General features: G+C 41.6%; 18 protein-coding genes. 9 read left to right on the forward strand and 9 right to left on the reverse strand.

Annotation, left to right across the window (positions count from 1 at the left end; all coding sequences use genetic code 11):
• Positions 1-172: 172 nt before the first annotated feature.
• The 3 genes from fadB to tusA all read left to right on the forward strand — a co-directional run bounded on the left by fadB (position 173) and on the right by tusA (position 3,898).
• The gene (gene fadB, locus ACSSVW_RS18775; protein WP_421419124.1) at positions 173-2,332 is read left to right on the forward strand and encodes a fatty acid oxidation complex subunit alpha FadB; all 2,160 of its coding nucleotides are present in this window, start codon (positions 173-175) and stop codon (positions 2,330-2,332) included.
• A 4-nt stretch (positions 2,333-2,336) separates the two neighbouring features.
• The gene (gene fadA / locus ACSSVW_RS18780) at positions 2,337-3,503 is read left to right on the forward strand and encodes an acetyl-CoA C-acyltransferase FadA (RefSeq protein ID WP_036973680.1); all 1,167 of its coding nucleotides are present in this window, start codon (positions 2,337-2,339) and stop codon (positions 3,501-3,503) included.
• A gap of 155 nt (positions 3,504-3,658) precedes the next feature.
• Positions 3,659-3,898 (forward strand): sulfurtransferase TusA, encoded by a 240-nt coding sequence (gene tusA / locus ACSSVW_RS18785; RefSeq protein WP_036973681.1) that lies wholly within the window; start codon positions 3,659-3,661, stop codon positions 3,896-3,898.
• Between the two features lie 153 nt (positions 3,899-4,051).
• Here the strand turns inward: tusA and ACSSVW_RS18790 are convergent, their stop codons facing one another.
• The 7 genes from ACSSVW_RS18790 to dnaA all read right to left on the reverse strand — a co-directional run bounded on the left by ACSSVW_RS18790 (position 4,052) and on the right by dnaA (position 13,728).
• Positions 4,052-4,501 carry a hypothetical protein gene (locus tag ACSSVW_RS18790; protein WP_036973682.1) on the reverse strand — a complete coding sequence of 150 codons (450 nt, stop codon included), beginning with the start codon at positions 4,499-4,501 and terminating at the stop codon, positions 4,052-4,054.
• A gap of 61 nt (positions 4,502-4,562) precedes the next feature.
• A complete protein-coding gene (gene glyS, locus ACSSVW_RS18795) occupies positions 4,563-6,632 on the reverse strand; it encodes a glycine--tRNA ligase subunit beta (protein WP_036973683.1) in 2,070 nt (689 codons plus the stop codon).
• 8 nt (positions 6,633-6,640) lie between these two features.
• On the reverse strand, positions 6,641-7,540 hold the full coding sequence (gene glyQ, locus ACSSVW_RS18800; RefSeq protein WP_036973766.1) for a glycine--tRNA ligase subunit alpha: 900 nt from the start codon (positions 7,538-7,540) through the stop codon (positions 6,641-6,643).
• 142 nt (positions 7,541-7,682) lie between these two features.
• On the reverse strand, positions 7,683-10,109 hold the full coding sequence (gene gyrB / locus ACSSVW_RS18805; protein ID WP_454179906.1) for a DNA topoisomerase (ATP-hydrolyzing) subunit B: 2,427 nt from the start codon (positions 10,107-10,109) through the stop codon (positions 7,683-7,685).
• Positions 10,110-10,121: 12 nt separating this feature from the next.
• On the reverse strand, positions 10,122-11,216 hold the full coding sequence (gene recF / locus ACSSVW_RS18810; protein WP_036973686.1) for a DNA replication/repair protein RecF: 1,095 nt from the start codon (positions 11,214-11,216) through the stop codon (positions 10,122-10,124).
• Between the two features lie 6 nt (positions 11,217-11,222).
• On the reverse strand, positions 11,223-12,326 hold the full coding sequence (dnaN, locus tag ACSSVW_RS18815) for a DNA polymerase III subunit beta (protein WP_036973687.1): 1,104 nt from the start codon (positions 12,324-12,326) through the stop codon (positions 11,223-11,225).
• A gap of 13 nt (positions 12,327-12,339) precedes the next feature.
• Complete coding sequence (gene dnaA, locus ACSSVW_RS18820) at positions 12,340-13,728, reverse strand: chromosomal replication initiator protein DnaA (protein ID WP_036973688.1); 1,389 nt, start codon at positions 13,726-13,728, stop codon at positions 12,340-12,342.
• Between the two features lie 506 nt (positions 13,729-14,234).
• Here dnaA and rpmH point away from each other — a divergent pair.
• The 4 genes from rpmH to yidC all read left to right on the forward strand — a co-directional run bounded on the left by rpmH (position 14,235) and on the right by yidC (position 16,839).
• Positions 14,235-14,369, forward strand: a complete 135-nt coding sequence (gene rpmH / locus ACSSVW_RS18825) for a 50S ribosomal protein L34 (RefSeq protein WP_008488847.1) — start codon at positions 14,235-14,237, stop codon at positions 14,367-14,369.
• A 5-nt stretch (positions 14,370-14,374) separates the two neighbouring features.
• On the forward strand, positions 14,375-14,797 hold the full coding sequence (gene rnpA, locus ACSSVW_RS18830) for a ribonuclease P protein component (RefSeq protein WP_036973690.1): 423 nt from the start codon (positions 14,375-14,377) through the stop codon (positions 14,795-14,797).
• 129 nt (positions 14,798-14,926) lie between these two features.
• Positions 14,927-15,199 (forward strand): membrane protein insertion efficiency factor YidD, encoded by a 273-nt coding sequence (gene yidD / locus ACSSVW_RS18835; protein ID WP_036973693.1) that lies wholly within the window; start codon positions 14,927-14,929, stop codon positions 15,197-15,199.
• 8 nt (positions 15,200-15,207) lie between these two features.
• Positions 15,208-16,839, forward strand: a complete 1,632-nt coding sequence (gene yidC / locus ACSSVW_RS18840; protein WP_454179909.1) for a membrane protein insertase YidC — start codon at positions 15,208-15,210, stop codon at positions 16,837-16,839.
• A gap of 56 nt (positions 16,840-16,895) precedes the next feature.
• On the opposite strand, the gene ACSSVW_RS18845 is transcribed toward yidC, so the two are convergent.
• Entirely contained in the window at positions 16,896-18,101 is a 1,206-nt protein-coding gene (locus ACSSVW_RS18845; RefSeq protein ID WP_454179911.1) for a PepSY-associated TM helix domain-containing protein, read from the reverse strand.
• Between the two features lie 9 nt (positions 18,102-18,110).
• A complete protein-coding gene (locus ACSSVW_RS18850) occupies positions 18,111-20,246 on the reverse strand; it encodes a TonB-dependent siderophore receptor (protein ID WP_065978281.1) in 2,136 nt (711 codons plus the stop codon).
• Between the two features lie 208 nt (positions 20,247-20,454).
• Between ACSSVW_RS18850 and mnmE the strand changes: the two genes are divergently transcribed.
• Both mnmE and ACSSVW_RS18860 read left to right on the forward strand, forming a co-directional pair.
• The gene (gene mnmE, locus ACSSVW_RS18855) at positions 20,455-21,819 is read left to right on the forward strand and encodes a tRNA uridine-5-carboxymethylaminomethyl(34) synthesis GTPase MnmE (RefSeq protein ID WP_065978282.1); all 1,365 of its coding nucleotides are present in this window, start codon (positions 20,455-20,457) and stop codon (positions 21,817-21,819) included.
• A gap of 145 nt (positions 21,820-21,964) precedes the next feature.
• Entirely contained in the window at positions 21,965-22,732 is a 768-nt protein-coding gene (locus ACSSVW_RS18860; RefSeq protein ID WP_036973703.1) for an isocitrate lyase/PEP mutase family protein, read from the forward strand.
• The last annotated feature ends 199 nt before the right edge of the window (positions 22,733-22,931 follow it).

Consider the following 22,931-nt stretch of genomic DNA (forward strand, 5'->3'; position numbering starts at 1 on the left):
AGAATTAATAATAAAAACTTCCCCTACACCTTAGCAGCAAACCAGCTATATTTTAACCAATCGCGATAAAGCGCAGTAAATTTTTCGTTGCATTTTTATTTTAAAGCAAGCACACTGATTGAAATGCAAACTCATCGTACCAGTCTTAGTTAATAAACTAGGGAGAATAATAATGTTATATAAAAGCGATTCATTTGAAGTTGCTTTCATCAAGGACAACATCGCCGAGTTTAAGTTCTGTGCTGATGGCTCAGTAAACAAACTTTCTCAGCAAACCTTGCAAGATTGCGCTTCGGCATTAAAAGAATTAGCAGCAAACTCAGATATCAAAGGCATGGTGTTCACCAGCGATAAAGATCACTTTATTATCGGCGCCGACATCTTCGAATTTTTACCGACTTTCACTAAACCTCAAGAAGAATTGGTTGCATGGATCAAAAATGCAACAGACGTTTTTGACGCAATTGAAGATTTACCTTTCCCAACGTTAAGTGCTGTAAACGGCATGGCGCTTGGCGGCGGGTGTGAGTGGGCACTTGCTACCGATTACCGCGTTGCTAGTACTGAGGCTAAAATTGGCCTTCCTGAAGTAAAATTAGGCATTATGCCTGGTTTTGGTGGCACTGTTCGTCTTCCACGCCTGATTGGCGCTGATAATGCGATGACATGGATCACGACAGGCAAAGAAAACCGCGCGAATGATGCACTCAAAGTAGGTGCCTTTGATGCGGTAGTTAGTGCTGACAAACTTTTAGAGTCAAGTATTGCAACACTTGAGCAAGCTATTTCTGGCAAGCTAGATTGGCAAGCAAAACGACAAGTAAAATTACAACCACTGAAAATGAACCGTGTTGAGCAAGGTATGAGCTTTGCAATGGCCGAAGGCATGGTAATGGGTCAGACTAAAGGTCACTACCCAGCACCTGTTATGGCTGTAAAAACCATTAAAGCAGCGGCAAACTGTGAACGTGCCGAAGCGATGGCAATTGAGAACACGAACTTTGCCAAACTTGCCGCAACGAGCGAAGCTGCTGCACAAACAGGTATTTTCTTAGCCGACCAATACATCAAAGGTAAAGCGAAGAAACAAGCCAAAAACAGCGAGCTTAAAATTAAACAGGCGGCTGTATTAGGCGCAGGTATTATGGGTGGCGGTATTGCATACCAGTCTGCTTATAAAGGCACGCCGATTGTCATGAAAGACATTAATCAAGATGCGCTTGATTTAGGTATGGGCGAAGCCTCTAAATTACTTGGCAAAAAAGTACAACGTGGCCACATGGCAATGGACAAGATGGTTGCCACGTTAGGTAAAATCAAACCGACGCTAAACGATGCTGACCTTCAAGGTGTTGATATTGTAGTTGAAGCCGTTGTTGAAAACCCTAAGGTAAAACAAGCTGTTTTATCGGGCCTTGAAAAAGACCTACCAGAGGGCACTATTTTAACGTCAAACACATCAACTATTCGTATAGATGAGTTAGCCTCAGCGCTTGAAAAACCAGAAAACTTCTGTGGCATGCACTTCTTTAACCCAGTGCCAAAAATGCCACTTGTCGAAATCATCCGTGGTGAAAAGACATCAGAAGCAACAATCAATGCAGTGGTTGATTACGCCTTAAAACTAGGTAAATCACCTATTGTTGTAAACGACTGCCCAGGTTTCTTTGTTAACCGCGTATTGTTCCCTTACTTTGCAGGCTTCAGCAAACTTGTTGTTGAAGGTGCTGATTTCGCCAAAGTCGATAAAGTAATGGAAAACGTGTTTGGCTGGCCAATGGGTCCTGCATATCTGCTTGATGTTGTGGGTATTGATACGGCTTACCACTGTACAGGCGTTATGGCTGATGGTTTCCCTGAGCGAATGGCTCGCCAAGAGAAAGATCCCGTTTCTGTATTTGCTAATGAAAAACGTTTTGGTCAGAAAAATGGGGCTGGTTTTTACCAATATGCACCAGACCGCCGTGGTCGCTTGAAAAAGGCACACGATGCAAAAGCGGTTGAACTTTTAAGTGCTATTACCGATGCACCTAAAGACTTCGACAAGCAAGAAATCATTGACCGTTGTATGGTACCGATGATCAACGAAGTACTACTTTGTCTTCAAGAAGGTATTGTAGCGTCGCCGCAAGAAGCAGATATGGCGCTCATTTACGGTATTGGTTTCCCTCCATTTAGAGGCGGTGCATTCCGTTACTTAGATCAAACTGGTTTAGCAAACTTTGTTGCAACAGCAGACAAATATGCTCACCTAGGTGCGATTTACCAAGTATCAGATGAAACTCGCAAATGGGCCGAAGAAGGCCGTGTATTCTATAAGGTGGAAGGATAAGAACATGAATAATCCAGTAATCGTAGATTGTATCCGCACACCAATGGGCCGTTCAAAAAACGGCGTATTCAAACATAAACGTGCGGAAGATTTAAGTGCTCACTTAATGAAAGGTTTGTTAGAGCGTAACCCAGCCGTAGACCCAGCATCGATTGATGATATTTACTGGGGTTGTGTGCAGCAAACTCTCGAGCAAGGTTTTAACATTGCCCGTAACGCAGCATTATTAGCCGGTATCCCACACTCAGTACCTGCAGTAACGGTTAACCGTTTATGTGGCTCATCAATGCAAGCATTGCACGATGCGGCTCGCGCTATTATGACGGGTGCGGGTGATACTTATATCATCGGGGGTGTTGAGCATATGGGTCATGTGCCGATGACTCACGGTAATGATTTCCACCCTGGTTTATCAACGTCTGTTGCACAAGCTGCAGGTGTTATGGGCTTAACAGCTGAGTACCTTGCAACGCTTCACGGCATTAGCCGTCAGCAGCAAGATGAGTTTGCTTACCGCTCACACCAACGCGCACACGCTGCGACTGTTGAAGGTCGTTTCCGTCGCGAGATCCTACCGATGGAAGGTCACGACGCAGACGGTTCATTAATTCTTGTTGAAGACGATGAAGTAATTCGCCCAGAGACAACAGTTGAAGGTTTATCTCAGCTTCGTCCTGTGTTCAACCCTGCATCAGGTAGCGTAACAGCAGGTACTTCATCTGCACTGTCTGACGGTGCATCAGCCATGCTGGTAATGAGCGAAGAAAAAGCCAAAGAACTTGGTTTACCTATTCGTGCGCGCATTAAATCAATGGCGGTTGCAGGTTGCGATCCTTCTATTATGGGTTACGGCCCAGTTCCAGCATCACAAAAAGCGCTTAAACAAGCGGGTATCACAATTGATGATATCGATGTTGCTGAGCTTAACGAAGCGTTTGCAGCACAATCACTACCGGTATTAAAAGACCTCGGTCTGATGGATGTAGTAGATGAAAAAGTGAACCTTAATGGTGGTGCAATCGCGCTTGGTCACCCACTTGGTTGTTCAGGCTCTCGTATCAGCACAACGCTTGTTCACCTAATGGAAGACAAGAATGCAAAATACGGTTTAGCAACCATGTGTATTGGTCTAGGCCAAGGTATTGCAACTGTATTTGAGCGCGTTGAATAACACGCTCATTAGCCGAACATCTTGGTGATAAAAAGGTGTACTGTCACGCACAGTACACCTTTTTTATTTGCTTTGAATTCGGTTATTGAAACCAGTAGTGATTGAAAGCTAAAATAGCCCCTTACTATTCGTTACTTTCATTTTATAGGTCTGCCATGAGCTTTGATAATCCCGATCACCAATTAGATGCACTTGGCCTTCGTTGTCCAGAACCGGTGATGATGGTGCGTGGTGCTGTGCGCAAAATGAAAGATGGCGAGACTTTACTTATCATCGCTGATGACCCATCAACCACCCGCGACATCCCCAGCTTTTGTACCTTTATGGATCACACTCTCGTGGCGAAAGAGGTAGAGCAAGCACCGTATCGATACTTGGTGAAGAAAGGATTGTAGGCTACGAGCTACGAGCTACGAGCTACGAGCTACGAGCTACGAGCTACGAGCTACGAGCTACGAGCTAAAAAATAAAATCAGAGTGGGCTTTGTCAACTTTGAAGTAAATAATAAATCGCCCACTCAACACTTAGCGTCACTCAACTCTTAGCGTTATTTTTTCGTGACTGTTACTTTTGGTTGATTGCTATTTCGGTAATCAAAACTCACTACATAAACCCCTTTTGCCGCAGGTTTAAAGCTGAAGTAGTTATAGATTGTGTTGCAATCGGCGCTTGCAGCCTCACCTAAAATGAGTGCTTGACCTGCTGGGTCGGTATCACTGAAACCACAGTTATAGCCTTGACTGAAATCAGCATCGGCGACTTTAAACTCATACACTTTGCCAGGTGTAGAAAACTTCACATCCGTTTGAAAAATCCCCGGAGCAACTTGGTAAAATTGGTACTGAGGTTCTGCATCCCACAAGGTAAAGTCACCCCGTAAATACATGGTACGGTCTAAGTCTTTACTGGGCAGAATATCATCGATATTCGGCATTTGAATTTGGCTAGAACATGCCGTTAATAAACCAGCCAAAGCTAAAGTTAGTATACGTTTCATAACTGTTCCTCTTTTACAAAAAAGCCAGCACTGAGCTGGCTTTTATTAACGTGTGTATTACTTACTTCTGCAACACAGAAATATCAGCAATATCTAAAAACAGGCGGCTTAACTGGCTTAATAATGCTAAACGGTTTTGCTTAACCGCGTCGTCATCGGCCATTACCATGACGTTATCAAAGAAGTTGTCGACACTCTCACGGATACCCGCTAGTTGTGATAACGCTTCTTGATAATCGCCGTTAGCATAAAGTGGTGCAAGCTCTACAGAGAACTTAGCAACATGAGACGCGAGTACTTTTTCTGCGTCATCACTTAATAGGCTCTCATTTACATCACCTTGCGTTGTAATATCGTTTTTAGCCAAGATATTACTAACACGTTTATTTGCGGCTGCAAGCGCTTCTGCTGCGTCTAATGTACGGAAGTGACTCACGGCTTTAACACGGCGATCGAAGTCAACCGGTTTAGTTGGACGACGCGCGAGTACAGCTTGAATAACATCAACCTCAATCCCTTCATCTTGATACCATGCACGGAAGCGACCTAGCATAAACTCAAACACATCCGTTGAAACATTTAGGTTTGTTAGCTTTTCACCAAACAAGCTTTGTGATTTAGCAACAAGGTCTAGAATGTCCAGTGGTAGTGACTTTTCAACCATGATACGCAACGCACCAATGGCTGCACGGCGAAGTGCAAATGGGTCTTTGTCACCTTTCGGTGCTTGGCCAATGCCAAAAATACCCACTAGCGTGTCGAATTTATCAGCAATAGCAACAGCACAACTAATCACATTCGTTGGTAGGTTGTCGCCTGCAAAACGTGGCATATATTGCTCATTTTGCGCCAGTGCAACTTCTTCGGCCTCACCATCGTGACGTGCGTAATGCATACCCATTACACCTTGTACGTCAGTAAACTCCATGACCATTTCAGTCATTAAATCTGTTTTACTTAAAAGACCAGCACGTTTTGCAAGTTCTGCATCAGCACCTAACTGCTCAGCAATGTAACCAGCAAGTTCACTAATACGCTCTGACTTGTCTTTAAGTGTACCAAGTTGCTTTTGGAATAATACCGTGTCTAATGATTCTAAACGGCTCTCAAGTGTTTTCTTTTTATCGGTTTCAAAAAAGAACTGTGCATCGGCTAAACGTGGACGAACCACCTTTTCGTTACCGGCAATAACCACACTTGGATCTTTACTTTCAATATTAGAAACAAACAGGAACTTGTTAAGTAAGTTGCCTTCTTGATCTAGCAGTGGGAAGTATTTTTGATCATCCTTCATGGTGTAGATAAGCGCTTCAGCGGGTACATCTAAAAAGGCTTCTTCGAAGGTTGCTGTTAGCGTTACTGGCCATTCAACAAGTGACGTTACTTCTTCAAGCAAGTCTTCATCCATCGCAACTTTTGCGTTGACAGCAGCCGCTGCAGCTTCAATTTGTTCACGAATTTGTGCTTTACGCGCTTCGAAGTCAGCCACGACATACGCAGATTTTAGTACATCAAATACTTCGTCAGCGTGATTGATAGTGACCTTTTCTGGGTGGTGGAATCGGTGACCTTGTAGTTGGTTACCTACTTGCTTACCAAGGATTTCACCTTCGATTAGTGTATTACCAAATAAAATCGTTGCCGTATGTACAGGGCGAATAAATTGCGTTTTATTCGCGCCCCAACGCATTGGTTTCGGGATCGGTAATTTAGCAAGCGCTTTGTTTACCGCATCACTCATTAACGCGGTGGTTGCTTGGCCTTCAACGTGTGCTTTATGAAGTAGCCATGCCCCTTTGTCTGTTTCAATGGTTTCGGCGTCGCTTACATCAATACCACAACCACGTGCCCAACCCATTGCTGCTTTGGTTGGGTTGCCATCGGCATCAAATGCTGCCGCAACAGCAGGACCACGTTTTTCTACAACCTTGTCACTTTGTTTTGCTTCAAGTGCTGTAACGCGTAAACCTAAACGGCGCGGTGAGGCATACCAATTTACGCCTTGATGGGCTAGCTCTAAACTTGCAAGCTCTGCTGTTAAGTTTTCAGCAAACGACTCAGCAAGTTTACGAAGTGCTTTTGGTGGCAATTCTTCAGTGCCAATTTCTACTAATAAATTTTCTGCTGACATGCTAATTCTTAATCCTTACAAAGCGGGAAACCAAGTGCTTCACGTGCATCATAGTAACTCTGTGCGCACGCTTTAGATAAAGCACGTACACGTAAGATATAACGTTGACGTTCGGTTACTGAGATAGCGTGGCGCGCATCTAATAAGTTAAACGCGTGTGACGCTTTCATTACTTGCTCGTAAGCAGGTAGCGGTAAGCCAGCTTCAATTAGCTTTTGACTTTCTTTTTCGCAGTGATCAAATTGAGAGAATAAGAATGCAACGTCAGCTTGTTCGAAGTTATACGCTGATTGCTCAACTTCATTTTGATGAAATACATCACCGTATGTAACACGGCCCATTGGACCATCTGCCCATACTAGGTCATAGATACTATCTACGCCCTGAATATACATCGCTAAACGCTCAAGACCATAAGTAATTTCACCTGTTACTGGAGAACACTCTAGGCCACCTACTTGTTGGAAATAAGTGAACTGAGTCACTTCCATGCCGTTTAACCAGATTTCCCAACCAAGACCCCATGCACCCAGTGTAGGTGATTCCCAGTTGTCTTCTACGAAGCGCACTTCATCAGTTAGCGTATCAATTCCCACAGCAGCTAACGAGCCTAAGTAGAGCTCTTGAATGTTTTCTGGTGATGGCTTTAATACCACTTGGAATTGGTAGTAATGTTGTAAGCGGTTTGGGTTCTCACCATAACGACCATCAGTTGGGCGACGGCATGGTTGAACATACGCGCTCGACATTGGCTCTGGGCCAATAGACTTTAAGAAAGTTAACGGATGAAATGTCCCTGCTCCCACTTCCATATCGAGTGGTTGAGCAATCACACAGCCTTGCTGTGCCCAATAGTCCTGTAAAGCCAGGATCAAACCTTGAAAGGTTTTAACGTCATATTTTTGCATATTTGGCTTATAGTATCTGGTGCGTTTAGTCTGAAAATTGCTCTCAGTATACCTTGTGTGCAGTAAGGTTTTAAGCAGTTTGTGCTTTTTCAGCAATAAAAAAAGGAGCCAATAGGCTCCTTTCTTCATCATGTGTTTTAGCTTATACGTCTAGGTTTACTACACGTAGCGCGTTCGTTTCAATAAACTCACGACGCGGCTCAACTTGGTCGCCCATTAATGTTGCGAATAATTGGTCAGCAGCAACGGCATCTTCAATTGTTACTTTCAACATACGACGAGCACTAGGATCCATGGTTGTTTCCCATAACTGATCTGGGTTCATCTCGCCCAGTCCTTTATAGCGCTGGATATACAAGCCACGTTTAGACTCACTGATTAACCACTCTAATGCATCGACAAAGTTATCAACTGGAATTGTTTTTTCTCCACGTTGAATATAGGCGCCTTCTTCAAGGATATTAGCAATGTTTACACCTGTTACAGCGATACGCTTATAATCACGTGAAGTAATGAAGTCGTAGTTTAATACGTGTGCTTTATCTACGCCGTGCTGACGAATATTCACTACAGGGTAATATAAATTACGCTCAGCATCATGTTCTGTTCCAGCATGGAAAATAGTCGCATCTTCATCGCGAGCAATTAAGTCGTCAACTAATATGTTAGTCCACTCTTTTACTTTCGCTTCATCTGCAAGGTCAGCTTCTTTTAACTCACTTTGATAGATTAAACGTTCCATAACCGTGTTCGGGTATTTACGTTTTAAGCGCTCAATCACTTTTACCGTGTTTTGATAATCGTGAACAATAGACTCTAATGCTTCACCTTCGAGTGCGGTTGCACCCTCACTTGTGTATAGCGCAGCGTTATTTAACGCCAATGATGTTAAGTAATCAACAAGTGCTGGATCGTCTTTTATATAACGCTCTTGCTTACCTTTTTTCACTTTATAAAGTGGTGGTTGTGCAATATAAATATAACCACGTTCTACAATCTCTGGCATTTGACGGTAGAAGAAAGTAAGTAATAGTGTACGAATGTGAGAACCATCCACGTCCGCATCGGTCATGATAATGATACTGTGGTAGCGCAGTTTTTCTGGATTGTATTCGTCACGGCCAATACCACATCCTAATGCGGTAATAAGAGTCGCAACTTCTTGCGAAGATAGCATTTTATCAAAACGTGCTTTTTCAACGTTTAATATTTTACCTTTCAATGGCAAGATTGCTTGGTTTTTACGATTACGACCCTGCTTAGCTGAACCACCCGCAGAGTCACCCTCCACTATGTATAATTCAGAAAGTGCAGGATCTTTTTCTTGGCAGTCTGCTAACTTACCCGGTAAACCAGCTAAATCCATAGCGCCTTTACGACGAGTCATTTCACGTGCTTTACGCGCGGCTTCACGCGCTCGTGCTGCATCAATAATTTTGCCAACAACAGTTTTAGCATCAACAGGGTTTTCTAATAAAAACTCTGTTAGTTTTTCTGCCATGGCTTGTTCTACAGCAGATTTAACTTCGCTTGATACTAATTTATCTTTCGTTTGTGATGAGAACTTAGGATCAGGAACTTTAACACTCACAACGGCTGTTAAACCTTCACGAGCATCATCACCCGTGGCGTTGCTTGTTGTTTTAGCTTTTTTATTAAAGCCTTCTTTTTCCATGTAATTGTTTAGTGTACGCGTAAGTGCAGCTCTAAAGCCAGCTAAGTGCGTACCACCATCACGTTGTGGAATGTTATTTGTGAAACAGTAGATGCTCTCTTGGAAACCATCGTTCCATTGCATAGACACTTCAACATTAATGCCGTCTTCTTCACGCTCATGCGTAAAGTGGAAAACACTTTTATGAACAGGTGTTTTGTTGCGATTTAAATACTCAACAAAGGCTTGAATACCCCCTTCGTATTTAAAATGGTCTTTTTTCGCTTCTTCACGCTCATCGGTAAGAATAATACTTACGCCCGAATTCAGGAAAGACAGCTCACGTAAACGCTTCGCTAAAATATCGTAGTGGAAGTTTAGGTCAGTGAATGTTTCACCGCTTGGCCAGAAACGTAATTCAGTGCCTGTATCAGTCGCGTCACCAATAACAGCTAATGGTGCATCTGGCACACCCATTGTATACGTTTGTTGATGAAGTTTACCTTCGCGACGGATAGTTAACTTTAGCTTTTCCGATAAAGCATTTACAACAGAAACACCTACACCGTGTAAACCGCCCGATACTTTATAAGAGTTATCATCAAATTTACCACCAGCATGAAGTACCGTCATGATAACTTCAGCAGCTGATACACCTTCTTCTTCATGGATTGAAGTAGGAATACCACGACCGTTATCTCTTACAGAGACTGAACCGTCTAAGTGAATCGTTACATAAATATCATCACAATGACCAGCTAAGGCTTCATCGATAGAGTTATCAACAACCTCAAACACCATATGGTGTAAGCCTGTACCGTCATCGGTGTCCCCTATATACATTCCAGGACGCTTTCTTACTGCGTCTAATCCTTTAAGTACTTTAATACTCGACGAATCGTAATTCTCAGACATGGTTAATCCCACTTATCTTGTTATTAGGTTGCCATGTTTCACGTGGAACATTTTTAGTTCTCGTTGCATGGGTTCCACCACAGCAGAAATACTTTCAGATAAAATAGATGAGATAAAAAGTTGTGAATCGCAATGCGATAAAAGCTGACCCACTTTTTCCTTTGTATCTTCACCTAACTCCGAAGGTAAGTCATCTATTAGCAATATAGATTGCTTATCAGTTTCTGATTCAATTAAGCTATTTTGCGTTACTTTCAACGCATAAAGCAAGAGCTTCAATTGACCGCGTGAAAATGTATTTTCCACACTATTACCAGAAACGCTAAAACTAAAATCAGCTTTATGCGGGCCTTTGCTTGTGAAACCCTGTTTGGCATCACGTTCAAAGCTCTGTTCAAGAGCCTCTGAGAGCGATTCGCTCTCTTTCCAACCCGCGTTAAAGCTAATTTCTAAATCGCGTATAAGCGTTAATTCTGCACACATTTTATCAAAAAATTGCTGCTTAAACCTACTTATATACGCGATTCTTAAATTATTTATTTGTTCTGCTAGTCTAACAAATTCTTTGTCCCAAAACTTGATCTGCTCGAAATAATTCCTAGGTTTACTCTTCAGCAATGCATTACGTTGTTTTAATACTTTATTGAATGATTGCCATAAATAAAAAAAGTCATGTTCCACGTGGAACAATCCTAAATCTAAAAATTTTCTACGCTCTTTTGGTCCACCGAAAAATAAAGAATAGCTTTCAGGTGTAATCACTTGCACAGGAATTAGCTGCGCCAACTCTGAGATCTTTCGACTCGTTTTACCCTGAATCTTCAATGATGTTTCACCCGCTTGGTTTTTACTTATACCAACCGGAATCGACAAGTCATGTAATGCCTTACGACCATGAATAACAAACTTGTCTTGCTGATGTTGAATGATACTTTTATGCTTGGCGGTTCGAAATGATTTACCATGTGAAAGGAAATAAATAGCCTCTAAAAGGCTGGTTTTTCCGCTGCCATTTTCGCCATAAATAATATTAATTCCATTTATCGGCTCAAGTGTCAGCGCCTCAATATTACGAAAATTATTGAGGCTTAAATGACTTAAACTCATAAAAGGTTATAAGCGCATCGGCATAACAACATACATCGCTTCTTCGTCACCAGCACCTTCTATTAGCGCGCTACTGTTTGAATCTGCAAGGGTAAAAGTGACATCTTCTGTTTTTAATGTATTCAAAACATCGAGTACATACGAAACATTAAAACCAATTTCCAGCTCACCACCTTGATACATAACCTCAACCACTTCTTCTGCTTGCTCTTGCTCAGGGTTATTGGCAGTTATTTTCAACAAGCCTTCAGAAAGATTTAAACGCACACCACGAAATTTCTCATTCGATAAAATAGACACACGTTGAAATGCGCTGCGTAACCATTCTCTATTGGCAGTAATAACTTTATCACCACCACGTGGTAATACTCGGCGGTAATCAGGAAAACGACCATCTACCAATTTACTTGTAAACGTAAACTCGGTATCAATAATACGAATATGATTAGCGCCAAATTGAATTGTTACTAACTCATCATCAGCCACCATTAAGCGCATTATTTCTTGCACACCCTTGCGCGGAATAATAAGCTGACGCTGTGTATTAAGCGACTGAGCTAACTGCTTTTGTGCAATCGCTAAACGGTGACCGTCTGTTGCCACTGTTTTAATGTCGGCATTGTCGACTTCAAACGACATACCATTTAAATAATAGCGTACGTCTTGGTTCGCCATTGAAAAATGAGTACTTTCAAGTAGTTTACGTAACTCTACACGGGTTAACTGAAACTCAACTTCGCCATCCCATTGTTCAAGATTCGGAAAATCTTCTGCAGCTAATGTGGTCAATGAAAAGCGACTTTTACCACTGGTTAGTAATAACTGATGATCTTGGCTACTTAAAGTAAGTTCAGAGCCATCGGGTAAACTTTTACAAATATCGAGTAACTTTTTAGCTGGCAAGGTTAATTTTGTATCTGCGGTGTCTTCACCTACAAATACACTTGCTACTAACTCAATTTCAAGATCGGTACCCGTCATTGATAGTTGTCCATTTTCTACAACTAACAGTACGTTCGATAAAATCGGTAAGGTGTGCTTGCGTTCAATCGCACCCGACACTTGAACTAAAGGTTTTAAAAATTGCTCTCTTGATATTGTTATTTGCATAATAAAGTCAGCCTTAAGATGACAAGGTTCTTATTAAGTTTTGATAATCTTCTTTCACCTCGTGACTTTCATCACGCAGTGATTTAACTTTACGACAGGCATGCAGTACCGTTGTATGGTCACGCCCGCCAAACGCATCACCAATCTCAGGTAAACTGTGATTAGTGAGCTCTTTAGATAAAGCCATAGCAACCTGACGCGGTCGTGCTACAGAACGACTGCGGCGCTTAGATAATAGGTCTGAAACACGAATACGGTAATACTCTGCGACTGTGCGCTGAATGTTATCGATGGTTACTAGCTTATCTTGCAATGCGAGTAAGTCGCGCAACGCTTCTTTTACAAAATCGATTGATATTGGACGACCGGTAAAATTCGCATTTGCAATCACACGGTTTAATGCCCCTTCTAACTCACGCACATTTGAACGTAGTTTCTTGGCAATAAAAAAGGCCACTTCATGCGGTAAATTAATTTTACTCTGCTGCGCTTTTTTCATCAAAATAGCAACGCGCGTCTCAAGCTCAGGAGGCTCAATGGCAATCGTTAACCCCCATCCAAAGCGAGACTTAAGGCGATCTTCAACCCCTTCTATCTCTTTTGGATAGCGGTCTGAAGTTAATATAATCTGTTGATTTCCTTCAAGTAATGCATTGAAGGTATGGAAAAATTCTTCTTGAGAACGTTCTTTATTAGCGAAAAATTGGATGTCATCAATCATCAATGCATCAACACTTCGGTAATAACGTTTAAACTCTTCTATTGCGTTATTTTGAAGTGCTTTAACCATGTCTTGGACAAAACGCTCGGAATGCATATAAACAATTTTTGCATCCGGTTTATTCGCCATGATGCCATTACCTACAGCATGCAATAAATGCGTTTTACCTAAACCTGTACCGCCATAAATAAACACGGGATTAAAGGCAGACCCTGGGTTGTCTGCAACTTGAGTTGCGGCTGCTTTTGCTAGCTGGTTTGATTTACCTTCAACAAAACTATCAAACGTATAATTTTCTTTAATGTTTGATTTATAACCCGATTTTGGTGCAGGTTCTACATTCGCTTTTTCAGGTTTGGGCTGTTGTTTCTCAGATGTGTGTTGAGCACTAACAGGAGCACTCGCAGCTGGCACGGCGGCTTGCGCATTTAAAATAGGTTTACTGCCTACGTCAAAACGTAACTCGGGCGCTTCATCACCACAAATTTCAACGAGCAGTTCATTTATACGGTTTAAATACTTTTCTCTCACCCAATCAAGAACAAAACGATTCGGCGCATATATAGTTAACGTATCTTCGGTACTTTCTGCTTGTAGTGGTCTTACCCACATACTGAACTGCTGTGACGGCAGTTCATCTTGCAATACATATAAACAACTTTGCCAAACCGACAGATACACTATTAAACTCCCAGAGATTTAATTATTATTCCCGTTCATCTTTAATGATGGAAAATCATACATTTATTACTAATCTTTGACCAATTTTCTTGGCCTAGACCGAGTATTATGAAGGCACTTTATCCACAAGTACAAGATTGATTTTTCTGAAAAATATGATCTCGTCTTCATAAAAAGACAACCACATGATTTTTATAGGGTTTATTTTTTACATCCGAATAGTGATCATAGCAAATTCGCAGCTAGATCGCGATTAAATTCTACGATCTAATTTGCTTTTCCCAAGCTTTTATTCACTTTTTATACAGAGGCTGTGGAAAACTTCTTATTTATGATGATCCTATATGATCGAGCGACAGGATCCTTTATAATTACTGTGTTAGCCGTGTAATTATGATTGACTTTTGTTGTCTTCATCTATAATATCTCGCGCTCGCAATGGCACCTGTGCCAGGATCGCGACCTGCATAGGATGTTTTAACCTTAACCGATCGGATGGAATTGTTATGAAAAGAACTTTTCAACCTAGCGTTTTAAAACGCAAACGTACACACGGTTTCCGTGCTCGTATGGCAACAGCAAATGGCCGTAAAGTATTAGCTCGTCGTCGTGCTAAAGGCCGTAAAGTTCTTTCTGCTTAATATAAGTGGAAGACTTTAGCTTCAGCAGGGAGTTACGTTTGTTAACTCCCTCGCATTACTCTCGCATATTTAATGAACCAGCTCGCGCTGCGACTCCTTTCTTTACCTTATTAGCAAAACCCAATGACCAAACAAGTCCTCGACTAGGTCTTACTGTCGCTAAAAAACGTGTTAAAAAAGCCTGCCAACGTAATCGTATTAAACGACTTGCTCGCGAAAGTTTTCGTTTAAATCAACACAAAATCGATAACATTGATATTGTGCTTATGGTTAAAAGTGGCATTGATGAGCAGTCAAACGAAGAGTTAACAAAACAATTAAATAAATTGTGGCGAAAAATTAACGAACGCTGCAAGCCGGGTGCACCAAAACCACCCCCTTTCAAAAAACGCCCTAATAAATCAGCAAAATCTAATAAACAAGCCTGATATCAATAGAATTACGGGCATAATTAAGGTATCTTTAGCTCACCTTTTAATCATGCATTTAAAATTCTATCTTGGGAATTTAAATTCATGGTATTCCATTGACTAAATTAACGCAGGGGCAGACACACCATGAGGTTACTTAAACCACTTGTTGCTATTCCAAAGCGCTGTTTAGTCATGCTAATTCGTGGCTATCAAAATTGGATAAGCCCGCTATTAGGTCCACATTGCCGCTTTAATCCAAGCTGTTCTCATTATGCTATTCAAGCAATTAATTTGCATGGAAGTGTAAAAGGCAGTTGGTTAGCAGTTAAACGCATATTAAAATGTCACCCTTTACATGCAGGTGGGGATGATCCCGTTCCTGCAAAAAATCATATTAACCACCAACACGAGAAATAAGAGCTGTTATGGAATCGCAACGCACGTTTTTATTAATCGGCTTGATGCTTGTGTCGTTTTTATTATTCCAAGAGTGGAATAACGACTACAATGCACCAAAAGCTGATCCAAGTGCCACAACACAAACACTAGGCGCAACAACATCAGAGTCAGATGACTTTATTCCAGCATCATCTGACGGTGAAGTTCCTGTTGCTACAACAGCAAAGCGCTCAGTTATTGATGTAACAACTGATGTCTTCACTGTAAAAATTGACACCCGCGGTGGTGACATTATTGAAGCAGACTTACTTCAATACGAAGAGACAAAAGGCAGTGATACACCTTTTATGCTACTTGGTGAGTTTGACGGTAATCAATACTTCTCACAAAGTGGCTTAATTGGTTTAAACGGCCCAGATGCAACTGTTGCTGGTCGCCCTGTTTATAAAACCACACAAAAATCGTTCACCTTAAATGGCGATGAGCTTCGTGTACCACTCGAGTTTACCGACAGCAAAGGTGTGACATTTACCAAAACTTATATCTTCAAGAAAGGCGACTACGCTGTAGATTTAGAGTACACGGTAAATAACGTAACAGCGGATCCGGTTCAAGTGCAGCTTTACACGCAAGTGAAGCGTACAGTACAAGATAAAGGTAGCTTAGTTGATCAAAACTACTTAGGGGCTGCATACGGTACTGAAGAAGAGCCTTACGAAAAATACAGCTTCTCTGATATGGCCGACAAAAACCTAAATGTTACGACGGCTGGTGGTTATATTGCGTTTATTCAACACTACTTTGTAAGTGCATGGGTTCCACAGCAAGACCAACAAAATACGCTATACAGCAAATTAGTGGCTGGTAATGCTGCCATCATTGGTACTAAAGGTGAAGCTGTTAACGTACAAGCTGGCACACAAACAACCCTGGCTTCGACTTACTATATGGGCCCGAAAGAGTCTGATGTACTTGAAGCAATTCACCCAGACTTAGACCTTACGGTTGATTACGGCTGGTTATGGTTCATCTCGCAACCATTATTCGTGCTACTTAAATGGTTGCACAGTATCCTAGGTAACTGGGGTCTAGCTATCATCGCTATTACTGTCATTGTTAAATCTGCAATGTACCCACTGACAAAAGCACAATACACGTCAATGGCGAAAATGCGCGCATTACAACCTAAAATGGCCGCACTAAAAGAGAAATTTGGCGATGATCGCCAAAAGTTCGGTCAAGCTATGATGGAAATGTACCGCAAAGAGAAAGTAAACCCGATGGGTGGCTGCTTACCGCTTTTACTACAAATGCCAATCTTCTTAGCACTATTCTACGTATTCTTAGAATCAACAGAATTACGCCATGCTGAGTTTGTATTATGGTTAACTGACTTATCAGCGAAAGACCCATACTACGTATTACCAATTTTATTTGGTGCAAGTATGTTCATCACACAAAAGCTGCAACCGATGACGGTTCAAGATCCAATGCAGCAAAAAATGATGACGTTTATGCCGGTAATCTTCTCTGTATTCTTCTTATGGTTCCCATCTGGCCTTGTACTTTACTGGTTAGTATCGAACCTTATCTCTATCGCGCAGATGCTTATCATCTACCGTGGAATGGAGAAAAAAGGCATTAAAGTAAGAGGCTAAAACCCTTACTCACAAAAAAGGCGACTTAGGTCGCCTTTTTTAATGCCCAGTTATTTTTAACCGAGTACAGGTGCATAAAGCTGCTTTGGCACGCTACGTTCACTAACGCTAACGCTTGTTATTACCACAGAGCCTATAACCAAGCCTATGGCTATATAACCTGATACACCTAACCAGCTAGAAACGGTTGCTTTGCGTTTAACTCTCAGCCAGCTCATGTAAATTCCAACACCACTAACACCGCTCATCAAGCTACCAAAAATAGCCCAAATAAACTTTGTGCCTAGACCTGCAAAGTTTCCAAAATGCAGTGGATCAGCGGTGTCTTTTATACGTGGAACAAACGGCAAGTCTTGCCCTTTTTGAATGCCTAACACGGCCCCTGTGCTTGCATTTATATAGACGCGATTAGCGCGTAGGCGTAGTAAAATATCGTTATTATAGCCACGAACTTCGATAGGCTGTGCTGCTTTTTGTCCGTAACCAATATAACGAATATCTAAACTAGGAAAAGCCTGTTGTGCAGCTTCGTATGCGGCCGTTAAAGATATTGGCATCATATTACTTGTCGACGCGCTTTGTTTTAGCGCAATAACCTTTGTAGGTTCTGCAACATAATGATCTACTTTGGCTGTTTGCAATCCATGCTCTATCAGATACCAAAGACCCGTTACCGCCATAACAGCAATAAACCACGTACTCCAAAGTCCTACAAGCTTATGCCAATCTGCCCAACCATTGCGTTTATGCAATAAAAGTGGGGCTGGCTTTTTAAGAAAGCCTTGCCACCAGCGTCGGTAAACAAAAAAGCTCGAGACCAGTAATATAAGTACTAAGATACTTAAGCTTGTCACAATCAACTTACCAGTCCAGCCCATGGATAAATTCATATGCCAGTTACGTAAAAACCGCGATATTCGTGCCCACTCTCCTTCTCCTAATACTTCTCCTGAGGCAGCATCAAGATAAACAAACCGAAATGTATCATTAATTTTTAGCGCAACTTCTGTGGCTAAATAATCTTGCTTATGACGATGGATATACAGTACTTGTGCATTGGGATAATGCTTATTAAGACTGGATTCTATCGCGGGATAGTTAGTCATGGGTGAAGAGCTTAAAGCACGATATTTACTGTCAGTCAGGTACTCTATCTCGTGACTAAGGGTTGCTAACGTACCGGACACACAAATAACAAAAAGCAGGACCCCAACAACGAGTCCTGCCCACGAATGTAAGTTAAACCACTGCTTAGCGCTCACACGCCACCATTAAAAGCTGTATTTAGCACTTAAATAAACACGGCGTGGCTCACCGGGAAAATGCCCCGTACGTTCAATAAAGCCACTGCTTGCATATTCTTTATCAAACACATTTTTAACTGATAGCTGCCATTGCCAGTTATTTAAGGTCGTTTGCCATGCCATATTGTAGATAGTGTAAGGTTGAACACGTTGTCCGCCCAAGCTAAGCTGCTCATCAACATAGTCTAAACCTGCAGAAATAGATGACGATACGCGAGGTAGTTCATAGCGTGTCCAAATACCCAGGGTATTTTGCGGCGCATTGGCAAACTTATCACTATTAGGAATTTGATTACGTATGCTGTCATTGGCTTTAGTGATACGGGTATCATTATAGGCATAACTTGCTGTCACAACCCAACGCTCGGTAATATCACCAACCACTTCGAGTTCAAACCCTTTACTTTGCACTTCGCCGACGGCCACTAAATCATCAACCCCATCGCCTGCAACATCACCCAACAAACTGGGTTGCAGAATATTTTTGCGCACAATGTCATAAGCGGCCATATTCACAGCTAAGCTATCATCAACAAGCTTCGTTCTTAAGCCCACCTCATTTATACGACTTGTTTCAGGAGCAAAAGGTCCGCCCTTGGCTGTTTCTTGATCGCTGGCACTTTGTGGTACAAAACCAGTACCATATAAGGCGTAAGGAAAGAAAGTATCATTAATATTGTAACTGGTGCCGACACGATAAGTGACATCGCTATCAGAAAACTCGGTCTGATTTAACTCATCTTTGTCTTCAAAGCGATCGTATCTTAACCCCGCGGTTATGCTCCAGTTGGCAGTGACATCAAGTTGGTCTTGCACATAAGCACCAAAGCGTGTGCTATGAGTACTGCCAAGTCTGGGTGTAATAGCATTGAGATCATAATCATCGCGAGACGTTAAACCATACTCGGGATCTTGAAGGTCAAGCCCAGGGACAGGCCCTCCTTTACTTTGTTGCGTAGCTGTGCGGTAAACACTTTCGAAATCATGCTCATACCAATCACTACCAAATAAGACCTGGTGTTGCATATTAGCAAATATAAACTCAGCTACCGCATTAGCGGTTAAGCTAAACCCTGTATTTTCACGAAGTTGATCACGAAATTCGCGGTGACTCCAATCAACAATGCCATCGCCATTGGTATCCACAAGCCCTCTTGGCTCATGGTAATTTTGCACTTCTTTATTATCAAAATAACGTGCTGTAATATCCGTACGCCATACATCATTAATGTCGTGTTTTAAAATAGCTTGATAAACATGCGCCTCAACATTTTGGAAATCTGTCGCTTCATTATGATTCCAGCTAATATCCGTAATAAAATGCCCATTATCATCAGCAGGCACCCCACGAAGGCGTGCTCCCCCTAATTCTTGCTCTATATACGTATATTGCGTTGTAAGCTCTGTTGCGCTGCTTATCAGCCAAGTATAACCAAGATCAACAATCGTATTATCACTGCTGGTATTAGCACGAAATGGTTTTTCTGAATCACGATACAAACCAACACGATAAGCATGATTATCTAATGAGTCACTCAAGGGCCCTGTACTTTCTAATGCGCCACTAATAAAGTCATCATTACCAAGCTCGACTTCAATACTGTGCTTTTCAGTAAAAGTTGGCTTCTTGGTTACATAATTAATAATGCCACCTGGATTACCGCTACCGTATATAGCACCCGCAGGCCCTTTTAACACCGCAACTTGTTCAATATTAAATAATTGTGGAACGGCAAAGCCGTTGAATGGATCGCCTTTGACACCATCATATAAAATTTCATCTTGGCGAAAACCACGAAATGTTACACCTGAATAACTAAAACCATTTACACCGGCAATATTACTGTATAAATCGGTAATCTGTCGGGCAGCCTGATCGTTAATCAGCTCCTGTGGCAAAATTTGAATAGACTGTGGGATCTTTTCAATCGGCGTATTAGTGCGGGTCCCGAAGCTTGACTCGGTTGGTCGGTATAAAGAAAAAGCACGCCCTATTACATCGATTTTTTCGATTTCATTTTGATCTGACGTTTGTTGATTCTCAGCAACTGAAAAACCAGAAAAACTCGCGAGAACAGCTAATAATAAAGGAGAATAGCGCATATATTTTTAAATTATAAAGTAAGATGTAAATATCTTAATGAATATAATTATCATTTGCAATTAGTGTTTATTATTTATTAATGTTGAATAAAGTAAAACTAATAGCAACGACTAAGTTGGTATTTTTATACACCGCTATTCGCATGAAATTAAGCCATAGGTTACAATACAAACCAGCATCATTTTCAATATTGGCAATACTAAAAGCATGATTAATCAAGATACAATTGCAGCGCAAGCGACCGCACCCGGACGAGGTGGCGTTGGTATTATTCGCGTTTCTGGCAGCTTAGCCAAAACGGTAGCAGAGCATATTATTGGTCGCTGTCCTAAAACACGTTACGCAGACTATGTGCCTTTTAAGAGCTTAGACGGCGCACAGCTAGATCAAGGTATTGCCCTTTTCTTCCAAGGACCAAATTCTTTTACCGGTGAAGATGTACTTGAACTACAAGGACATGGCGGTCCTGTTGTACTCGATATGCTATTAAAAGAAATTAGCCATATTGAAGGTGTACGGTTAGCAAAACCAGGGGAATTCTCAGAACGTGCATTCATGAATGACAAGCTTGATTTAACACAAGCCGAAGCAATTGCCGACCTCATTAACGCAACCAGTGAGCAAGCTGCAAAAAGCGCTCTGCAATCTCTTCAAGGTGAGTTCTCAAAACACATAGAGATGCTGGTGGAAAAAGTCATTCATTTACGTATGTATGTTGAAGCAGCCATAGATTTTCCAGATGAAGAAATCGATTTTCTGACAGATGGAAAAGTAGCAAATGATCTCGATGCCATCATTCAACAACTTGATAATGTCACGCAACAAGCAAAGCAAGGGACGATAATGCGCGAAGGTATGCGTGTAGTCATTGCAGGTCGACCGAATGCGGGTAAATCTAGTTTATTAAATGCGTTAGCGGGTCGTGATGCAGCCATTGTTACCGACATAGCCGGCACCACACGAGACGTACTGCGAGAACATATTCATATAGATGGTATGCCGCTTCACATTATCGACACAGCCGGCCTTCGAGAAAGTCCAGACAAGGTAGAGCAAATTGGTATTGAACGCGCCTGGGAAGAAATTAATCAAGCCGATCGCGTGTTATTTATGTTAGACGGCACCGACACCGACGCTACAGATCCACATGCTATCTGGCCAGAGTTTATGTCTAAGTTACCACAAGGCATGGGCGTCACGGTGATCCGAAATAAAGCCGATATTTCGGGTGAAAATGTCGGTATGGATGAACATGATCAATACCCTGTCATTCGATTAAGCGCCAAAAATGCTGAAGGTATAGAGTTAGTTCGTACTCACTTAAAAGCATGTATCGGTTTCCAAGGCGCAACCGAAGGTGGCTTTATGGCCCGTCGTCGTCATCTCGATGCACTACACCATGCAGCGCATCATCTGCATACAGGTAAAGAGCAACTTGAACAGCATATTGCCGGTGAAATATTAGCTGAAGAGTTACGCTTAACTCAGCAGTTCCTAAATGAAATTACGGGTGAATTCACGTCTGATGATTTGCTCGGCAAAATATTTAGCTCGTTCTGTATCGGTAAATAAACGCCGGTCATCATTATTAGAAAAGAGTCGCAAGACTCTTTTTTTGTTCATAAACTGCACTTTCATTAACAGGTTCAGTACCGAATACAGCCAGCAATAAATCTTATACTCATTAATCTATTGATGTCATTTATAGGAGGACATCATGGATAAATATCACATTTTTCATCAATTACATCAGCAACAAACAGGCTTTGTATTACCTAATGCATGGGATCTAAGCTCAGCGCAATTTATTCAAGCTTCAGGAGCAAAAGCCCTTGCAACAACAAGTTGGGGAATTGCCGCAAGTTATGGCTTACAAGATGGTGAGAAGATCCCATTTAGTTACCTACTATCGCTGGTCAAAACACTCATCAATCACCTCACTATCCCTTTATCTGTAGACATTGAGTCAGGCTATAGTAACGACGCACAGGTAATTAGCCAGCATGTACTTAGCTTAGCCAAGTTAGGGGTTGTAGGTATAAATATAGAAGACTCTGACAAAGTAACATCACAATTAAGATCGCTTGATCAACAGTGCACTATTATAGAGAAAATAAAGCAAACTCTGGATGAAAATGGCTTCGAAAAGCTCTTTATTAATGCCAGAACCGACACATATTTAATAGAAAAAGATCCCTATGAGCTGACATTAGCACGAGCAAAAGCCTATGAAAATGCAGGAGCAGATGGTGTGTTTGTACCTGGACTTTGCAAAATTGAACAGATAAAAATGCTGGTTAACGCACTTAATATTCCAATAAATGTGATGGCAATGGCAGATTTTAACTGCCCAAAAATAGCATTTGCTGGTGGGGTTAAACGATTTTCTTTGGGGAATTCTCTTTATGATCTTGTTGGTGAAACGCTAAAAAAACACTTAACACAGCTTGGAAATAACGAGCCACCAGCCATAAAGCTGATCTAAAATACAATTTAGATCGGCGATTGGTAAAAATGTTATCCACATTTGGCCTGTTTTTAGATCTAAACAGCTAAACGATCACTATTTATCACTGTCATTTTTGTTATTCAGAGTAAATATGGCAGTTTTTTAGAGGTTTTTACCTTTAAAAACTAATTTTTTCGTTTATTTTTCGTTTTTTTCGATCGAATTTACCGATCGA

Source organism: Pseudoalteromonas sp. MBR-15, assembly GCF_053628915.1.

Excerpts from the sequence above, each read along its gene's own strand:
- gyrB (WP_454179906.1), bottom strand. The coding sequence starts at position 10,109 with ATGTCTGAGAATTACGATTCGTCGAGTATTAAAGTACTTAAAGGATTA.
- yidD (WP_036973693.1), top strand. The coding sequence starts at position 14,927 with ATGAGGTTACTTAAACCACTTGTTGCTATTCCAAAGCGCTGTTTAGTC.
- ACSSVW_RS18850 (WP_065978281.1), bottom strand. The coding sequence starts at position 20,246 with ATGCGCTATTCTCCTTTATTATTAGCTGTTCTCGCGAGTTTTTCTGGT.
- rpmH (WP_008488847.1), top strand. The coding sequence starts at position 14,235 with ATGAAAAGAACTTTTCAACCTAGCGTTTTAAAACGCAAACGTACACAC.
- fadB (WP_421419124.1), top strand. The coding sequence starts at position 173 with ATGTTATATAAAAGCGATTCATTTGAAGTTGCTTTCATCAAGGACAAC.
- mnmE (WP_065978282.1), top strand. The coding sequence starts at position 20,455 with ATGATTAATCAAGATACAATTGCAGCGCAAGCGACCGCACCCGGACGA.
- dnaN (WP_036973687.1), bottom strand. The coding sequence starts at position 12,326 with ATGCAAATAACAATATCAAGAGAGCAATTTTTAAAACCTTTAGTTCAA.
- recF (WP_036973686.1), bottom strand. The coding sequence starts at position 11,216 with ATGAGTTTAAGTCATTTAAGCCTCAATAATTTTCGTAATATTGAGGCG.
- ACSSVW_RS18790 (WP_036973682.1), bottom strand. The coding sequence starts at position 4,501 with ATGAAACGTATACTAACTTTAGCTTTGGCTGGTTTATTAACGGCATGT.
- yidC (WP_454179909.1), top strand. The coding sequence starts at position 15,208 with ATGGAATCGCAACGCACGTTTTTATTAATCGGCTTGATGCTTGTGTCG.
- tusA (WP_036973681.1), top strand. The coding sequence starts at position 3,659 with ATGAGCTTTGATAATCCCGATCACCAATTAGATGCACTTGGCCTTCGT.
- glyQ (WP_036973766.1), bottom strand. The coding sequence starts at position 7,540 with ATGCAAAAATATGACGTTAAAACCTTTCAAGGTTTGATCCTGGCTTTA.
- glyS (WP_036973683.1), bottom strand. The coding sequence starts at position 6,632 with ATGTCAGCAGAAAATTTATTAGTAGAAATTGGCACTGAAGAATTGCCA.
- ACSSVW_RS18860 (WP_036973703.1), top strand. The coding sequence starts at position 21,965 with ATGGATAAATATCACATTTTTCATCAATTACATCAGCAACAAACAGGC.
- fadA (WP_036973680.1), top strand. The coding sequence starts at position 2,337 with ATGAATAATCCAGTAATCGTAGATTGTATCCGCACACCAATGGGCCGT.